This window comes from Mesorhizobium sp. WSM4816, assembly GCF_055811535.1.
Window position 1 is genome coordinate 24,511 of the sequence record NZ_JBVVQR010000047.1, and the last position, 15,262, is coordinate 39,772.

A 15,262-nucleotide genomic window follows, 5' to 3' on the forward strand; every position below is an offset into this window, starting at 1 on the left:
CCAGTCACAAGGAGAGTGATGGAGCTTTACACGCTACTTGTGATCATAGCCCTGCCATTCGTGGCAGGCTTGGCGTCAATTCTTCTTCCGTCGGATTCGCGCACGCCTGCGACCTGGCTCGCAGGAGCGACGACGGCGGCTTGCCTAGCATCGACCCTTTCGCTTTATCCATCGGTCCGTGGCGGAGGGATCGTAAGGCATCGCCTCGAATGGATTCCTTCGCTTGGTCTCGAGTTTACGCTGAGGATGGATGGTTTCGCGTGGATCTTCGCATCTCTGATCAGCGGCATAGGCTTCCTCGTCGTGCTCTACGCGCGATATTACATCTCGCCGGAGGATCCGGTCCGCAGATTCTATTTTTTCTTCCTGGCCTTCACCGGCTCGATGCTCGGTGTCGTACTTTCCGGCAACCTGATCTTGCTGGTCGTTTTCTGGGAACTCACCAGCATCTTCTCGTTCCTGCTCATTGGCTATTGGCATCATAGTCAGGCGGCCCGCGACGGGGCCCGCATGGCGCTGACGATAACCGCCATCGGCGGCCTGGCGCTGCTGACGGGCATTCTCGTGGTTGGCCACATCGTCGGCAGCTACGACCTCGACGCCGTTCTGGCTGCCGGCGACCGGGTACGTCGCCATGAACTGTATGTTCCGGCCCTCCTGCTGATCCTGCTCGGCACGTTCACCAAGAGCGCGCAGTTCCCTTTCCACTTCTGGCTGCCCAACGCCATGGCCGCGCCGACGCCCATATCGGCGTTCCTTCATTCGGCGACCATGGTCAAGGCGGGAGTGTTCCTCATGGCACGACTATGGCCGGTGCTCTCGGGCACGCCGGAATGGTTCGTGATCGTGGGCCTTGCGGGCATGATCTCGCTCGTGCTCGGGGCCTATCTCGCCATGTTCCAGCAGGACCTCAAGGGACTGCTGGCCTATTCTACGATCAGCCACTTGGGGTTGATCGCGCTGCTCTTGAGCCTTGGCAGTCCGCTCGGCCTGGTCGCTGCGATTTTCCATATGCTCAACCATGCCACCTTCAAGGCATCGTTGTTCATGGCGGCCGGGATTATCGACCACGAGGCTGGGACGCGGGACCTCCGGCGACTCTCTGGCCTGTTCCGCTACATGCCTGTCACGGGCACGCTGGCCATGGTGGCAAGCGCCGCCATGGCGGGCGTCCCACTGCTGAACGGCTTCCTGTCGAAAGAGATGTTCTTCGCGGAAGCGGTCGAGACTCATGCCGACTCCTGGGTAGACACTATCGCGCCGTATGCGGCCGTGCTCGGAAGCGCCTTTGCTGTCACATATTCCATCCGCCTGATCCATTCGATCTTCCTCGGCGCGCCTCCACCGGAGAGCTTTCCGCGCGCGCCGCACGAGCCGCCGTTCTGGATGCGGTTTCCGGTCCTGTTCCTGGTGTTGGCGTGTCTCCTCGTTGGCATCATTCCAGGTTTGACTATTGGGCCTTTCCTCCACACGGCCGTGTCGTCTGTGCTGGGCGACGCGACTCCCGAATATAGTCTCGTGGCCTGGCATGGCTTCACACTGCCGCTGGCAATGAGTGCGGTTGCGCTGACTGCGGGAGCGCTGCTCTATTTGGCGGCCGGGGATTACCTTGAGCGAGCCGAAAAACCCCCACTGTTCGGCCGGTTCGAGGGCCAGCGCATCTTCGAACGGGTAACCGTCGCGATCTCGTGGCGGTGGGCGCGCCTTGTCGAGGATGTCTTCGGCACAAGACGCCTGCAGCCTCAGATGCGCCTGCTCGTGACAGCCGCAATCGCGGCCGGGGCCATCCCGCTCCTGGCGTCAGGTCTGGCCTTTGGAACAAGCGGCAACGCAACGGTGGATGTCGTGTTTGCGGGGCTGTGGGCCGTCGGCATGGTGTGCGCGGTCGGTGCCGCGCAGCAGGCAAAGTTCCACCGTCTCGCGGCACTTGCACTACTAGGGGGCACCGGGCTGGTAACCTGCGTGACCTTCGTCTGGCTTTCAGCGCCGGACCTTGCCGCGACGCAGCTCGTTGTCGAGATCGTCACGACTGTACTGATACTGCTCGGCCTGCGGTGGCTGCCGAAACGCTCGAAAGCACTGCTCGATCCAAGCGGCATTCTTGATCGAATGCGCCATTTTCGTGACCTTGCGCTTGCCGTACTTGCCGGCGCGGGGATGACGGCGATCTCCTACGCAATCATGACGCGCACGCCGCCCGACTCGATCGCGGGCTTCTTCGTTGAGAGGGCCTACAGCGAAGGCGGCGGTCGCAACGTCGTCAACGTGATTCTCGTCGACTTTCGCGGTTTCGACACACTGGGAGAGATCACGGTCCTCGGGGTCGTCGCGTTGACTGTCTTCGCGCTGCTGAGACGCTTTCGCCCCGCGCCGGACAGCATCGAACGACCCGAGCAGCAGCGCATCCAGCGATCCTATGACGAGGCGGAAGCAAACAGGGAGGCCGGCGCGACCGCGGCCGAATACCTCTATGTGCCGTCCGTAATCATGCAATGGATGTTCCCGGTCATCATCGTGCTGGCCGCCTATCTTCTCTTGCGCGGCCATGACGCTCCCGGCGGAGGCTTCGTGGCAGGCGTGGCGATGGCGGCCGGCTTCATCCTGCAGTACATGGCGGCGGGAACGGCCTGGGTGGAGGAAAGGCTGCGGATCCTCCCCGTCGTCTGGATAGGCGTCGGCCTTCTCATGGCGGCCGTGACCGGGATCGCCTCAACCCTATTCGGCGATGCGTATCTCACCTCGTATTTCCGGTACGTGGAGCTGCCGCTTATCGGGAAGGTCCCTTTTGCAAGCGCGACCCTTTTCGACCTCGGCGTGTTCGGCCTCGTGGTCGGGGCCACAGTGCTGATGCTGATCGCTATCGCCCACCAGTCGACCCGCCGCCTGCGCGCGGCCCGGTTGGAAGAGGAGCGTGAGCAGGAGGAACGCCAACAATGGAGCTGACGCTCGCCATTGCCATTGGCGTTCTCACCGGCTCGGGGGTCTGGCTGGTCTTGCGCCCGCGCACCTACCAGCTCGTCATAGGCCTCTCCCTGCTTTCCTATGCGGTAAACCTGTTCATCTTCAGCATGGGCCGACTGCGCGTGGGGGCTGCGCCCTTGCTAGGGGCAGACGGGACAGGGAATCCGTCCAACTACGCAGATCCGGTTCCTCAGGCGCTGGTTCTCACCGCCATTGTGATCGGCTTTGCCACGACCGCGCTCCTTCTTGTGGTCCTGCTTGTCTCCCGCGGTCTGACCAGCAGCGATCACGTCGACGGGCGGGAGTCGCGCTGATGGATTGGACTCAGCACCTGCTCGTAGTGCCGATCCTGCTGCCGCTCGTCACGGGCGCGGCGCTGCTCTTGGTCGATGAGACGCGGCACACGCTGAAGGCAACGGTCAGCCTCGCATCCATGCTGTTGCTCCTCGGGGTGGCCATGAAGCTGATGGGCATGGCAGATGGCGCTCCGGGCGGGAGCGGCGCCTTGTCGTCTTCCTATTCCGTCGGAAACTGGCCAGCACCCTTCGCCATCGTCCTCGTGCTGGACCGATTGTCTGCGTTGATGCTCGCATTGGCGGCCGTTATCGCCCTGGCATCCTTGGTCTTCTCGCTGTCGCGTTGGCACAGGGCGGGACCGCACTTCCACACTCTATTCCAACTGCTGCTGATGGGGCTCGGAGGTGCTTTCCTGACAGGAGACCTCTTCAACCTCTTTGTCTTCTTCGAAGTCACGCTGGCGGCGTCATACGGTTTGCTTCTTCACGGCTCTGGCGTGTTTCGGGTCCGGTCCGGGTTGCACTATATTTCGATCAACCTGGCGGCGTCGCTTCTCTTCCTCATCGGCGTCAGCCTGATCTATGGGATCACCGGAACGCTGAATATGGCTGACCTGGCAGCACGCTTGCCGGCCATCCCTGCCGAGGATCGAATGCTGCTTCAGGCTGGCGCGGCGGTCCTGGGCATCGCCTTCCTTGTCAAGGCAGCGATGTGGCCGCTCGGATTTTGGCTGCCTTCTGCATACATGGCCGCGGCGGCGCCGATCGCCGCCATATTCGTGGTGCTCACCAAGGTCGGTGTCTACGCGCTGCTTCGTCTCTCGCTGCTGCTCTTCGGGAGCCCTGCTGGCGAACTGACTGGGTTCGGCGGCGCCGCCCTGCTGTGGGGTGGCATAGCGACTCTCGTCTTTGCGACATCTGGCGTGCTCGCCTCTCAGGCGATGGGCAGGCTTGCCGGTTACAGCGTGCTTATCTCCTCGGGAACCCTGCTGGCGGCCGTCGGCATGGGGGACGCTACGGTGGTCTCGGGAGCCCTGTTTTACCTCGTCAGCTCGACCTTCAGCACCGCGGCGCTTTTCATGTTGATTGAACTCGTGGAGCGCGCACGAGAGCCCGGAGCCGACCTGCTCGCCGTTACCCTTGAAGCCTATGGCGAGGAAGAGGATGAGGCCAAAGAGCACGAGGACGAGGAGGTTGGGGCCGCGATGCCGGGTGCGCTGGCAGTCCTCGGCATCTGCTTCGGATGCATTGCCCTCCTGCTCGCGGGGCTTCCGCCATTGTCGGGTTTCATCGCCAAGTTCGCGATGCTGACGGGCATGCTGAACTTGGATGGGCTGGGGGCTCCGAGCGAAATCCCGGCGCGAACATGGCTGCTGGTCGCGCTGATCATCCTCTCCGGTCTGGCGGTGCTGGTCGCCATGATGCGGACCGGCATACGCACCTTCTGGGCGCCGCTCGAGTCTATCGTCCCGCGTGTCCTGGTGGTGGAGGTGGCGCCAATCCTCGCGCTCCTCGCTCTTTGCCTGGCGATGACAGTAGGGGGAGGTGCGATGATCAGCTATACGGACGCAGCTGCCCGCTCCCTGCACGATCCGGCGAGCTATATCCAAGGGGTGCTGGGCACGGGCATGACTGGAAGCGCCAGATGAACCGCGTGTTGCCCTACCCATTCCTGACCGCAGCCCTGCTGCTGACGTGGGTGCTGCTGACGTCCTTTTCGCCCGGGCAGTTCCTCCTCGGCGCTGTCATCGCGGTTGCTGCCTCGCGCGCGATGGCGGCGCTGCAGCCATCGAAACCGAGACTGAGACGCTGGCAGCTCATCCCGCGACTTGCGGGCATCGTGGCGCTGGACATCCTGCGGTCGAACATCGCGGTAGCCAGCATCATACTCGGGGGCCGCCGCCGTGATCGAGTCGCCGGCTTCGTAGCCATACCGCTCGATCTCCGCGACAAGACGGGATTAGCCGTGCTCTCGTGCATCGTTACCAGCACACCGGGGACCGCATGGATCGAGTACGCCCATGATTCTGGAGTGCTTCTTATCCATGTCCTCGACCTGGTCGACAAAGACGAATGGATCGCTTTGATCAAGAACCGTTACGAAGCATCGCTAATGGATATCTTCGAATGACCGTCGACATTCTGTTGTGGTCCGTCACAGCCGCTCAAATCATGCTCCTCGCCGCGATGGGCTGCTACGCATACCGCGTGGTTCGCGGACCGCGCGCGCAGGACCGGGTGCTCTGCCTGGACGCCATGTATGTGAGCGCCATGCTCCTGGCGCTTACGGTGGGCATTCGCACGGGAAGCCAGGTCTACTTCGAGGCCGCCCTGATCCTCGCAGTGCTCGGCTTCGTTTCGAGCGTCGCGCTCGCCAAGTTTCTCATGCGCGGCGAGGTGATTGAATGACCCATGCCGTGGACCTGCCTGCCTGGGCGGCTGTGTTGACAGCCGTACTCTTACTCCTCGGCGCCGGGCTGACCCTCCTCGGAGCGATCGGTACGCTGCAGTTCGGCAGCTTCTTCGAACGGGTGCACGCGCCTACTCTCGGGACCAGTTGGGGAACATGCGCCATCGTGCTCGCGTCTATCGTCTGCTTCTCGGCGCTGGGTCTGCGTCCGGTCGTACACGAGCTGCTAATCGGGGTGTTCATCACCGCGACCACTCCGGTCACCCTCATGCTGCTCGCCCGCGCGGCGCTCTACCGCGACCGAACAGAGGGAGACGCCAATGTACCTCCGCGTTCGCTCCTGAGGTCGCCCGGCGGCAGCCTCCCGCGTGACAGAAGCAGCGACGGCGCCCTGTGAACACGCCATCGCACGGTCCGCGGACGCCCAGAGGCCGGCGTCCTACGACGCCGACCCGAAGCTGAAGCAGGGTTTCGATACACCGGATCTCGTTGGTTGTCCTGCCTAAGCCGCGGATTTCCCTGCTGCCCTCTCTGGCCGCAGGTTTTCCTTCTGACTTGCGCTGGCCGCGATCTGCGCGCACGTTCTCTGATGCGGAAGGAGGATAGGGCTCCCGCCTTTTGACCTCTCGCCCGCAGGCCGTGCGGGCGCTCGAGTGGCCCGCCTTCAGTGGAAGTCGAAGCGCAGCCTCGAACCTCCGGCGTTTTAGCGTCCAAAGGCCGCAGGGCTTCCCCCATGGATTGAACTGCTCCCAGGAATTCCCATATCCGGAGCATGATTACTTCAGGCCACAAGAAATACTTGGTCGTTTCGGCGTCCCTCCTGACGCTTTCATAGCCCCGAGCGGCTCGAACGCTTCCGTTCGTCGTCTCGGGGAGATCAGCTTCATACACAACGACTGACATGCCTGTCGTTCCGAGCCGCGTCCGCGGCGCCGGAAAGCGGCCAGCCATGCATGTCCGTCCACCAGCCGTCACGGATGCCGCGTTGCGGTCATCCAATCATGAAGGAGGGACAAAGTGTCCATAATCGAACATTCATCCAGCACCGAACATCATACCCCCGCGTCGCGCACGCCAAGAGTGACTGTCGCGCAGCTCTTCCTGAGAGCAGTCCGCCGCTGGCAGAGTAACCGCGCCATCAACGAACTCAGCCGTCTGGACGACAGGCGGTTGGAGGACATCGGCATCTCGCGGAATGATATCCCGAGGGTGGTGGCAGGCCTTTTTCGGCCGGAAGAGGTTCCGTTGAGGGATCGTCCCGTCGACGCCGGAAGATCCCATGCGGCAGGCGGCCTGGAGCCGCCAGTCGGCCGGATGAACCGGAGCCAATGATGGACACGACCACCAGGACGATCATTGCGGTCGGCATATTCGTGCTGATGGTCGTCTCTTTCGCGATGCTCTGATCGCCGGGCCGACGCGGTGCCGCGGTTGAAAAGTAGGGCCTGTTAGACAAGGTAAACCCACATGTGCATGGAGACGTTCGTCAGGATCTCGAGGCTTGCCGGGGAAGGTCGTACTCTTGCCCGGAGCAGGCTCTCTCACCCTGAATCCCGCACATAATCCTGCTCCGGGACATTCCAAAGCGGTTCATTCCTGCGGCGCCAGCGCGTCGCCGTACCGATGGAGCGTGACATGAGAATTTTCCGTTCAAAGACGCATCTGCCTCTCCTGTGGCCGTGCTTTGCCGAGAGCCGCCTCCCGCTGTGCCTGGTGCATCGCTTCGGTGGTCGTGCCTGCGGCGTTCATGGATCAGCCGGAGCCGCATCGTCATCCGTCCGGCCGCCCGGCATGGCGACAGGTGCGGCTGTGAGCCGGATTGGCGCCGGGCGCCCCAGTGTGGCTTTTCGCCCGGACGTGATCCCGATCGTGGCTCCGCGTCCGCAATGGCCGTCGTCCGCCTTTTCGTTCCCGAGGCCGCGGCCGAGTCGAAAAGCTTGTTCCGGCGATGGCCACGCGAAGCCAGCTATGAGCTTGAGCGAACTCGTCGGAGGGCAGGATGATGTCCTGCTGGGTATGCAGGCTGATCGGAAACGCACGGCCCTGAGCGGTATGGCCGCCCGACTATCGGAGAAGGTCGGCAGGAGCCACGGCGCGGTGTTGGCCGCTTTGCTTCGTCGCGAACGGCTCGGGCCGACCGCTGTTGGCAATGGCATCGCGATACCGCATGCCCGCCTGGACGGGATCGCCGCTCCGGCGGCTGTGTTGGCGACGCTGAAGCGGCCAGTTCCATTCGGCGCGCCGGACGACAATTCCGTCGATCTGCTGCTTGCCCTGGTGTGGCCGACAGCGGATACGAAAGGATTTGTGCCCGCCTTGCTCGGTGTCTGGCGCCAACTGCGAGGCGCCGAGCTTCCGGATCTGCTCCGGCAATCCCGGACACCTGCCGAGGCGCACGCCTGGATCCAAAACCTTCGACGAAAGAAGTGACCGATCCGGCCAACCTCCCGCCAAGCCGAGAGGCACCTGACGCTTCGAGAGTCTGACGGGATGGCCGACCAGCACGTGTGGCCGCGTGGCACTCAGGTGCTCCTACTGGAGCAACTCGCACTGCGCGATCTGCGGCGTCGAGGACGTGCGCCTCTGCTTGCGAGTTCCGGTTTCCAAGGCGGGCATGCGGCGGCAGTGGACAGCTGTCGATTGATCTTGCGCCCCCGTCAAAGCGTTGGCCTTGCCATTTCACAGGCGTTGCAGCCACGCGGGACTAGGCTACCAGTCGCAGTCGACTTCGTCTCCGGGGCGTGGTCGATCTGCGGCTCCGTCCTTGCGACCCTGGACCACTTTTCCGGTCGCACGTTCAAAACGCACGGTCGGCCGACGAACGCGACCCATTGCGGTTGCAAAATCAATACGGTCACCAAAGTGTCGCGCCCGGCCCTGTTGTTCTCAGGTCCGCAGATCCGAAAATGGGCTTAAGGTGGAAGATATCTCCTGTCGTGCCGCTTGCACGCGGCTGGCCGTATCGAGGGCACAAAGCATTTAGCTTCAGCGTCAAGTGCAAGGTCGACGGCACCGAGGGAGTTGATGGTCAACCCATTGTTTACGATCGGACATTCGAACCTGAGCTTCTCCGCGTTCCTAGGCATCCTTCGCGCGGCTGAAATCGGGATCGTGGCGGGCGTGCGTAGGATCCCAGGCTCGCGAAGCAACCCCCAGTTCGCCTATGAACACGTCCCGCTTCTCGGCGGCCGTCGAGGGAAGGCGACTCCGCGCCGCCCGAGCTGAACGGGGGATGGCGGAACCGCAGCTTCCACAACTATGCCGACTACGCCCTCTCCCCGGAGTTCCGGCAAGGGCTCGCCATCCTCATCGAGCTGGGGAGAGCCCTGAGGTGCGCGATGATGTGCTCAGAGGCGGTGTGGTGGCGATGCCATCGACGCATCGTTGCCGACCACCTTCTCGCTCGCGAAGAGGACGTTTTCCATTTGATGCCGAGTCGAAAGGGCAGTTCTCAGCGTCAGGGCGCTTGTCCGTGAAGACGCGTCGGTGGTCTATCCCGCCGACTCCTCTAATGCCGCGGAGATTGAACGCCCTTTTTAGCGGAAGGGACCGGTATGGTGCAGATAAATTGCACTCAAACCGCAATAACATTCGTTGGACGTATGCGGCGCTCACCCCATTTCAATGGGATGAACAATCGCACATCGGTGGCAAAAATGTCCCGCAAGGGCAGCTCACTTTCGCGATCATGCTTCAAGCTTTCGCCTGCGCCGGGCGGTCGCTTTGCCTCACTGTCGCGACAAAGCTCCCTCGCACGGCCGGGGACAGCAATAAAGGACTAACGGGCATGCTGAACCAGAAGCCGAGCCTTGCGGCGGTAACGGAGGCGACAAGCGGGCCGCTTTTGCTTCGTGATGTCTGCAAGTTCACGGCCATGGCCGCCTTGCTTGCCATTTTCGTGGACGCTGTAATCGGGCACGCGATGCTCTGGGGGAACGACCCTTACTGGACCTACTGGGTCACGGACACGCTTCTGATGACCGCGGTTTTCGCCTTGGGCACTGCTTGGATCGGGGTCGGACTCGCCCGTGGACTCTTGATCACTGCGATACACGTGCTGCTGCTCACCACCTACTACTGGTCTCTTTCGCCGATCGGGCTTCCGTCGCAGCCCGAGTGGCTCGACCTCGAACACACTTGGGTGACCGGTCTCCCGGTCCACTTTGCGGTTTACTATCTCGGCTATGTCCTAGCCTTATGGATTTGGCGCCATCGACAGGCAAGAGGCACTGAGCCGGATTACTCGACGGCGCGCCAGGCAGCTGCCGGGGTGGGGGTGGCTGTCGCAGTCGTGATCGGAATCGGCCTGCTGCAGGCGCTCGTGCTCGCAGATTTCCCTGGGGTCACCTGGTTCGTCATGCGCATCGCCGTTGCGAGCGCCTTCACAATTGGCTGGTGGTCCGTCGCCGGAAGAGACAGGAATGCCGCAGTGGTAGGCGGCATTATGCTGGGGTTCCTGCTGGTCGCCTACGGGCACTTCCTTGGTCCCGTGGGATTGCCTGATTCCGAGTTCCGCCTCCTTACGGCCGACCCGCCGCCCGCAGAGGTCCATTGGCTCTCTTATCGACAGGAGTTCCTGGTTATTCTTCCGATGACGATCCTCCTTGCGATCGTTGGCTATCTCCTTGCTGCGTGGTCGCAAAGCGCAAGCGTGCGTTGGGGCCGCGCGAGCGTCGCCGCGTTCACCGCTTCTACCTTGGCTCTCGCGGTGCTCGGCGGCGGGGTTGCGCTGTATACAGGACCGGAAGCAAAGACTGCCCTCGTTATCGCGGACGGTTCTGTGAGCATCGGAGAAGCGCCCGCGGACGGAGTCGGCATGGCATCCGGCAGCGCGACGCTGCGGATGCGGGTAGCAGACAAAAATCCGCAAAGGACGCCGTTGCCGCCGCATGATCTTGTGGACATCAAGGCATCGGTGTCGGCTCCGGATGGGACAGCATACACGATCCGAGCAACCGAGCCGATGGTAGCCGAGCCGCGCGGACTTTTTACCACTTGGTATGGAGTCGGCTTCGACGTCTGGCATCACGGTAGAAGTGGAATCGGCTACGCCGGGCTTCCAGCGACGAAGTCAAACGTTGCGGTGTACGCGCTTGGGACAGTGGGAATAGGAGAGCAGGTCCTTGCTACCGGAGTGCCCATCCATGTGATGACCTCCTCCCGGAAGGGCGAGCACCTGGAGCTTCATGTCGGACAGACTGGGTTCCCGGTGCCGGGGATTCCAGGTGGCTACTTGCGCGTGACTTGGCCTGAATACCAAGGCGGCTATGATCAGGCACTGTCGTATGCCCGCTATGCTTGGGGTGGCGGGGTGCTGGTCATCCTCCTGGGCTTCGCGATATCTGCGGCCCGCCGCGAACAAAGCCGTGCATCAATAACGGAAGCCTGACAGATGACGACCTGTGGACACCGCACACCCGCCGAAGTCTTCGAGGACCACCTGAGACTCAGGCTGGAAGGCAAGCTTGAGGAAGATCTTCGCCGGAACTACTCGGAAGAGGTGCTTCTCCTGACGGTCAACTCCAATGCGAGGGGACATGACGCCATACGGATGTCGGCGGAGCGCTTGGGGCATCAATTGCCCGAAGCGCGGTTCCAGGTCGCCGCCAAGCAGGTAACCGGCCAATATGCGCTGTTGGTCTGGTCCGCGAAGTCGGCGCGCTTCGATGCGGTCGAGGGTGCCGACAGCTTCGTGATCGAGGATGGCAAGATTGTCTTTCAGTCAATCCACTACGGTCTTACGTGGAGAGGCGGAGAGCTTGACGCCGGTGTGACAAAAGGATCGCCGACACCTTAACGAGGCGGCGCGGGCTATAGGCGCGAAACCGTGCTGCCAACCTGATCGGCGAAGCAGCAGTTTCACCCAATTCGCTCCGGCTGAACTCAGAGTCTGCACTCGGGGAAGGAGACGGTTTCGCCCGGGCGCTTTGAACATAAGGGGCCGGGTCTTCTACGGCACTCTGTCGCTTGCGACTATGCCGCCCTCGCTTTCCAGCCGTGCGATTCGTCTTCCTTCCGACTGGGTGAATTTCAGACGCACGCCAATGCCGCCACCGTTCTCTTCGATAAATACCGCGCCGAGCAACTCAAGCGCCGTTTGAAGGGCTGCTATTGAATCCGGATCCGGCTCTTCGAGCTTGCGCTCGAAAGCCTCGATAACAGCTTCGTCGACGCCGGAGCGGATGCTTAACTTGCCTCGTGTTACTTCGACGAGTGCTCGTCCCGCGCGGCATTGCGAACCGGTGATCATGTTATTCTCCGTCTTCAGCGCATACGGTTCGGTGGAGCATACCGGTATAGCAACATCAATGCAGGCGTGTCGACGAAGCTTACGAACCGAAGATCGAGGTCCCTGAGATACGCCGCGAGAGGAAACGGCCAGGGCCATGCCAGTGGCGCACTGCAAACGCGCTCCAGCTTTGGTGCAGGTTTCTTGCTGCAAGGCTGCAACATCTTTCGTTTGAAAGGTTCGGTCGCCTCCGTCAAAGTGCGCTGTGATGAACGATCGCAACAGTTCAGTTTGAGCGGACTGCGTCGGCTCAATGACAGGAGGCCAAGTCGGCCGACACGAGCGACAATCAGTCATCGACCGCGACCGCATGGCTGCGCGGGGCCGGGAAATCATGCCGAGCGGGTTAGTGCCGGTGCAATCCAACACTTTGCGCCTGACGCGATCGGTCCTGGCTCGAACCAAGCGGGGCAACATGCCGAGAAACCAAACTCTGCCCATCGTACTGATCACCGGGTCCAGCGGCTTTCTGGGTCAAGCGATCACCGATGGCTTGAAGGGCCGATACCGCGTCATCGGCTTCGACCTGCCCAATGCGAGGCAAACGGCGAACGGGACAGAAACGGTCCCTGTCGATCTCACCTCGGACGAAAGCGTCACGAAGGCGGTCGAAGAGGTTCGCGAACGCGGCAACGGGCGCATCGCCTCCGTCATCCATCTCGCTGCCTATTACGACACGACGGGTCAAGACAATCCGAAATATGACGCCGTCACGGTGCAGGGAACGCGTAGGCTGCTTTCTGCCCTCAAGACGCTGGAAACCGAGCAGTTCGTCTTCTCCAGCACCCTGCTCGTCCACGCTCCGAGTCCGGAAAAGGGAGTCAGGATCAATGAGGATTCGCCGCTCGATCCGCCCTGGGCCTACCCAAAATCGAAGGTGGAAACCGAAGCTCTGATCGGCCGGGAGCGCGGCAACATAAAGACCGTCATCCTCAGGCTCGCCGGCGTCTATGACGAGGATTGCCGCGCGGCCTTCATCGCGCAGCAGATCGCGCGCATCTTTGAACGACGGCCGACTGCCTACCTCTTCACTGGCGATCTCGAAAGCGGCCAACCCTACCTCCACAGGGACGATCTCGTCGACGCAGTGGTGCGAACGGTAGACCGCCGCGCGGAACTTCCCGACGAGACTGTGCTCTTGGTCGGCGAAGAAGAGACCCTTTCCTATCAGGAGATGCAGAAGCGCATTGGACGGCTCGTTCACGACGAGGAATGGCGAACGCTGTCGCTGCCTAAGACTTTGACCAAAGCGGGATCATGGTTCCAGACCGAGGTGCTGGACCAGGACACCGACATCCAGCCGTGGATGATCGAGAACTCCGACGACCATTACGAGATTGATGCCTCGCGCGCTCGGCGGCTGCTCGGTTGGCGACCGCGTCACAGTCTCGGGGGAACGCTGCCGGAGATGATACGCCGGCTTAAGGCAGACCCGACCGACTGGTACGAGAAGAACAAGCTGCATCCGGCCGCGGTGGCGGCATCTGGGCCGGAGCTCGCGCAGGCAAGGCGGCGGATAGCAGGACCGCTGGAGCGCAACGAGGCGGAGGTGGACGCAGGCCTGGAGCAACACCGCCAATGGACGCTCTGGGCACCATTGACGAGCGCCGTGCTCGGCCTGTGGCTGATTTCGTCGCCGACGATCCTTGGACTGTTCGATCCCGTGAGCGTCGCGCCGCCGCCGGCACTCGGACACGAGCTCGACGAGGCCACCATTCGCAATATGCGCCTCGGGGTGAGCGAGATCGTATCGGGTCTACTGGTTGCCGTTTTCGCACTGCTGGGCATGTATCGCCACTGGAACTGGATGCAGTGGGTCACCGCTGCCGTCGGCGTGTGGATCATGCTCGCGCCGCTCGTCTTCTGGACCAGCAGCGCTGCCGCTTACAGCACCGACACGCTGATCGGCATGCTGATCGTCGCCTTCGCGGTGATGATCCCGCCGACGCCCGGCATCAGCCGGCGCGCGCTGGCCGCTGACGATGACAGGCCGATGGGCTGGAGCTATTCGCCGTCATCTTTCACGCAGCGCATACCCATAGTGGCGCTCGCTTTCGTCGGTCTGTTCGTCTCGCGCTATCTCGCAGCCTACCAGATGGGCCACATCGACGGGCTCTGGGATCCGTTTTTCGGACCGGGCGGCGCGCCTGTCGCAAACGGCAGCGAGGCGGTGGTCACCTCATGGGTCTCGAAGGGCTTTCCCATCGCCGATGCCGGCTTCGGTGCCTTCGCCTATGCTCTGGACATCCTGGCTGGCGCCATTGGCGACCGCCGGCGCTGGCGCACAATGCCGTGGATGGTGTTCCTGTTCGGGCTGCTGATCATCCCACTCGGCGTGACCAGCGTCTTCTTCATCATCATCCAGCCGCCTCTGATCGGCGCGCTTTGCACGCTTTGCATCGTCCAGGCGGCGGTCACCGTAGTGCTTATTCCCTATTCGATCGATGAGGTGCTGGCGACTGTCCAGTATCTGTGGCGCGCCAAGAAGGCGGGCGAGCCGTTCTGGCGCACCTTCTGGAAAGGCGGGCCGGCGCTGTCGGAGAACCAGACCCCGGCTCCGGATCTCGACCGCCCGGTGGCAGGCCTGCTGCGCGACTTCCTCATCGGCGGCGTCAACTACCCGTGGACGCTAGCGGCAAGCGTGGCGGTCGGCATATTGCTCTTGGCGACGCCGCTCATATTCGGCACCGAGCCGCCGCTCTACTTCAGCGACCATATCGCCGGTTGCCTGGTAATCATGGTCGCAGTGACGGCCATGGCCGAGGTGGCGCGGCCCGTTCGCTTCCTCAATGTGCCATTTGGTTTTGCCGTCGCAGCATCACCGTTCGTGTTCGAGGGCGGCACACTGATTGGGACGGCGGCAGCAGTGATCATTGGCGTGGCGCTGATCGTTCTGAGCTTGCCCCGGGGGACCCGCGGCGAAGAACACTACGGCGGCTGGGATCGCGCAATCGTCTGACCTGAACATGGCGGGGAAGAGCGAGCCAGTCTGGCGAGGCTGGAGAATACGAGATGCGGCTGGAAAGTCAGTGCCAACTAACCGTTCGGTGCATCCGTGAGTCGACCGACGCCTTCGCGACAACGGCCAGCTTACGAGACGACTGGGAAAAGAAGGTCGACAGTCGTGCCCGCTTCCGGTTCGCTGGAGATCGCTATCGTGCCACCGACCATTTCCACGAACGCGCGCACCTGCGGAAGCCCGAACCCCGTCCCGCGATCACCTTTCGTACTAGAGCGCGATGATTTTAGGTTGGGACATAGCCGGCCTCGGTGAAGTAGTTGGCGCATTCCTTTGATGTGACGGTG

At 62.4% G+C, this 15,262-nt stretch carries 14 protein-coding genes; 12 read left to right on the plus strand and 2 right to left on the minus strand.

The features are described from left to right. Nucleotides 1–18 precede the first annotated feature (18 nt). The 11 genes from AC0L3H_RS29725 to AC0L3H_RS29775 all read left to right on the plus strand — a co-directional run bounded on the left by AC0L3H_RS29725 (nt 19) and on the right by AC0L3H_RS29775 (nt 11,464). A complete protein-coding gene (locus tag AC0L3H_RS29725) occupies nt 19–2,943 on the plus strand; it encodes a monovalent cation/H+ antiporter subunit A (RefSeq protein WP_473587853.1) in 2,925 nt (974 codons plus the stop codon). Next, entirely contained in the window at nt 2,934–3,275 is a 342-nt protein-coding gene (locus tag AC0L3H_RS29730; RefSeq protein WP_473493017.1) for a Na+/H+ antiporter subunit C, read from the plus strand. Before AC0L3H_RS29725 ends, AC0L3H_RS29730 begins: the two co-directional genes overlap by 10 nt. Next, nucleotides 3,275–4,906 (plus strand): monovalent cation/H+ antiporter subunit D, encoded by a 1,632-nt coding sequence (locus AC0L3H_RS29735; protein ID WP_473587854.1) that lies wholly within the window; start codon nt 3,275–3,277, stop codon nt 4,904–4,906. Before AC0L3H_RS29730 ends, AC0L3H_RS29735 begins: the two co-directional genes overlap by 1 nt. Next, on the plus strand, nt 4,903–5,388 hold the full coding sequence (locus tag AC0L3H_RS29740) for a Na+/H+ antiporter subunit E (protein ID WP_473493020.1): 486 nt from the start codon (nt 4,903–4,905) through the stop codon (nt 5,386–5,388). Before AC0L3H_RS29735 ends, AC0L3H_RS29740 begins: the two co-directional genes overlap by 4 nt. Then, on the plus strand, nt 5,385–5,666 hold the full coding sequence (locus AC0L3H_RS29745; protein WP_473587855.1) for a K+/H+ antiporter subunit F: 282 nt from the start codon (nt 5,385–5,387) through the stop codon (nt 5,664–5,666). Before AC0L3H_RS29740 ends, AC0L3H_RS29745 begins: the two co-directional genes overlap by 4 nt. After that, a complete protein-coding gene (gene mnhG / locus AC0L3H_RS29750; protein WP_473587856.1) occupies nt 5,663–6,064 on the plus strand; it encodes a monovalent cation/H(+) antiporter subunit G in 402 nt (133 codons plus the stop codon). The genes AC0L3H_RS29745 and mnhG overlap by 4 nt, the downstream gene beginning before the upstream one ends. A 683-nt stretch (nt 6,065–6,747) precedes the next feature. Next, entirely contained in the window at nt 6,748–6,999 is a 252-nt protein-coding gene (locus tag AC0L3H_RS29755) for a DUF1127 domain-containing protein (protein ID WP_473587857.1), read from the plus strand. A gap of 636 nt (nt 7,000–7,635) precedes the next feature. Beyond that, nucleotides 7,636–8,097: a PTS sugar transporter subunit IIA gene (locus AC0L3H_RS29760; protein ID WP_473587858.1), complete on the plus strand. Its 462-nt coding sequence runs from the start codon at nt 7,636–7,638 to the stop codon at nt 8,095–8,097. A gap of 791 nt (nt 8,098–8,888) precedes the next feature. Continuing rightward, nucleotides 8,889–9,143 carry a DUF488 domain-containing protein gene (locus AC0L3H_RS29765; RefSeq protein ID WP_473587863.1) on the plus strand — a complete coding sequence of 85 codons (255 nt, stop codon included), beginning with the start codon at nt 8,889–8,891 and terminating at the stop codon, nt 9,141–9,143. Nucleotides 9,144–9,454: 311 nt separating this feature from the next. Continuing rightward, nucleotides 9,455–11,056, plus strand: coding sequence for a hypothetical protein (locus AC0L3H_RS29770; protein WP_473587859.1), 1,602 nt, complete (start codon nt 9,455–9,457; stop codon nt 11,054–11,056). Nucleotides 11,057–11,059: 3 nt separating this feature from the next. Then, nucleotides 11,060–11,464, plus strand: a complete 405-nt coding sequence (locus tag AC0L3H_RS29775) for a nuclear transport factor 2 family protein (protein ID WP_473493028.1) — start codon at nt 11,060–11,062, stop codon at nt 11,462–11,464. Between the two features lie 153 nt (nt 11,465–11,617). Here the strand turns inward: AC0L3H_RS29775 and AC0L3H_RS29780 are convergent, their stop codons facing one another. Beyond that, nucleotides 11,618–11,917, minus strand: coding sequence for an XRE family transcriptional regulator (locus AC0L3H_RS29780; RefSeq protein WP_473493030.1), 300 nt, complete (start codon nt 11,915–11,917; stop codon nt 11,618–11,620). Between the two features lie 454 nt (nt 11,918–12,371). On the opposite strand from AC0L3H_RS29780, the gene AC0L3H_RS29785 reads away from it, so the two are divergent. Continuing rightward, complete coding sequence (locus AC0L3H_RS29785; RefSeq protein ID WP_473587860.1) at nt 12,372–14,915, plus strand: NAD-dependent epimerase/dehydratase family protein; 2,544 nt, start codon at nt 12,372–12,374, stop codon at nt 14,913–14,915. Between the two features lie 131 nt (nt 14,916–15,046). Here the strand turns inward: AC0L3H_RS29785 and AC0L3H_RS29790 are convergent, their stop codons facing one another. Continuing rightward, nucleotides 15,047–15,244 carry an ATP-binding protein gene (locus tag AC0L3H_RS29790; protein WP_473587864.1) on the minus strand — a complete coding sequence of 66 codons (198 nt, stop codon included), beginning with the start codon at nt 15,242–15,244 and terminating at the stop codon, nt 15,047–15,049. Between the last annotated feature and the right edge of the window lie 18 nt (nt 15,245–15,262).

Bases quoted from the DNA above. Each gene is read 5' to 3' on its own strand.
- AC0L3H_RS29725 (WP_473587853.1), top strand. From the start codon at position 19: ATGGAGCTTTACACGCTACTTGTGATCATAGCCCTGCCATTCGTGGCA.
- AC0L3H_RS29730 (WP_473493017.1), top strand. From the start codon at position 2,934: ATGGAGCTGACGCTCGCCATTGCCATTGGCGTTCTCACCGGCTCGGGG.
- AC0L3H_RS29735 (WP_473587854.1), top strand. From the start codon at position 3,275: ATGGATTGGACTCAGCACCTGCTCGTAGTGCCGATCCTGCTGCCGCTC.
- AC0L3H_RS29740 (WP_473493020.1), top strand. From the start codon at position 4,903: ATGAACCGCGTGTTGCCCTACCCATTCCTGACCGCAGCCCTGCTGCTG.
- AC0L3H_RS29745 (WP_473587855.1), top strand. From the start codon at position 5,385: ATGACCGTCGACATTCTGTTGTGGTCCGTCACAGCCGCTCAAATCATG.
- mnhG (WP_473587856.1), top strand. From the start codon at position 5,663: ATGACCCATGCCGTGGACCTGCCTGCCTGGGCGGCTGTGTTGACAGCC.
- AC0L3H_RS29760 (WP_473587858.1), top strand. From the start codon at position 7,636: ATGAGCTTGAGCGAACTCGTCGGAGGGCAGGATGATGTCCTGCTGGGT.
- AC0L3H_RS29770 (WP_473587859.1), top strand. From the start codon at position 9,455: ATGCTGAACCAGAAGCCGAGCCTTGCGGCGGTAACGGAGGCGACAAGC.
- AC0L3H_RS29775 (WP_473493028.1), top strand. From the start codon at position 11,060: ATGACGACCTGTGGACACCGCACACCCGCCGAAGTCTTCGAGGACCAC.
- AC0L3H_RS29780 (WP_473493030.1), bottom strand. From the start codon at position 11,917: ATGATCACCGGTTCGCAATGCCGCGCGGGACGAGCACTCGTCGAAGTA.
- AC0L3H_RS29785 (WP_473587860.1), top strand. From the start codon at position 12,372: ATGCCGAGAAACCAAACTCTGCCCATCGTACTGATCACCGGGTCCAGC.
- AC0L3H_RS29790 (WP_473587864.1), bottom strand. From the start codon at position 15,244: ATGCGCCAACTACTTCACCGAGGCCGGCTATGTCCCAACCTAAAATCA.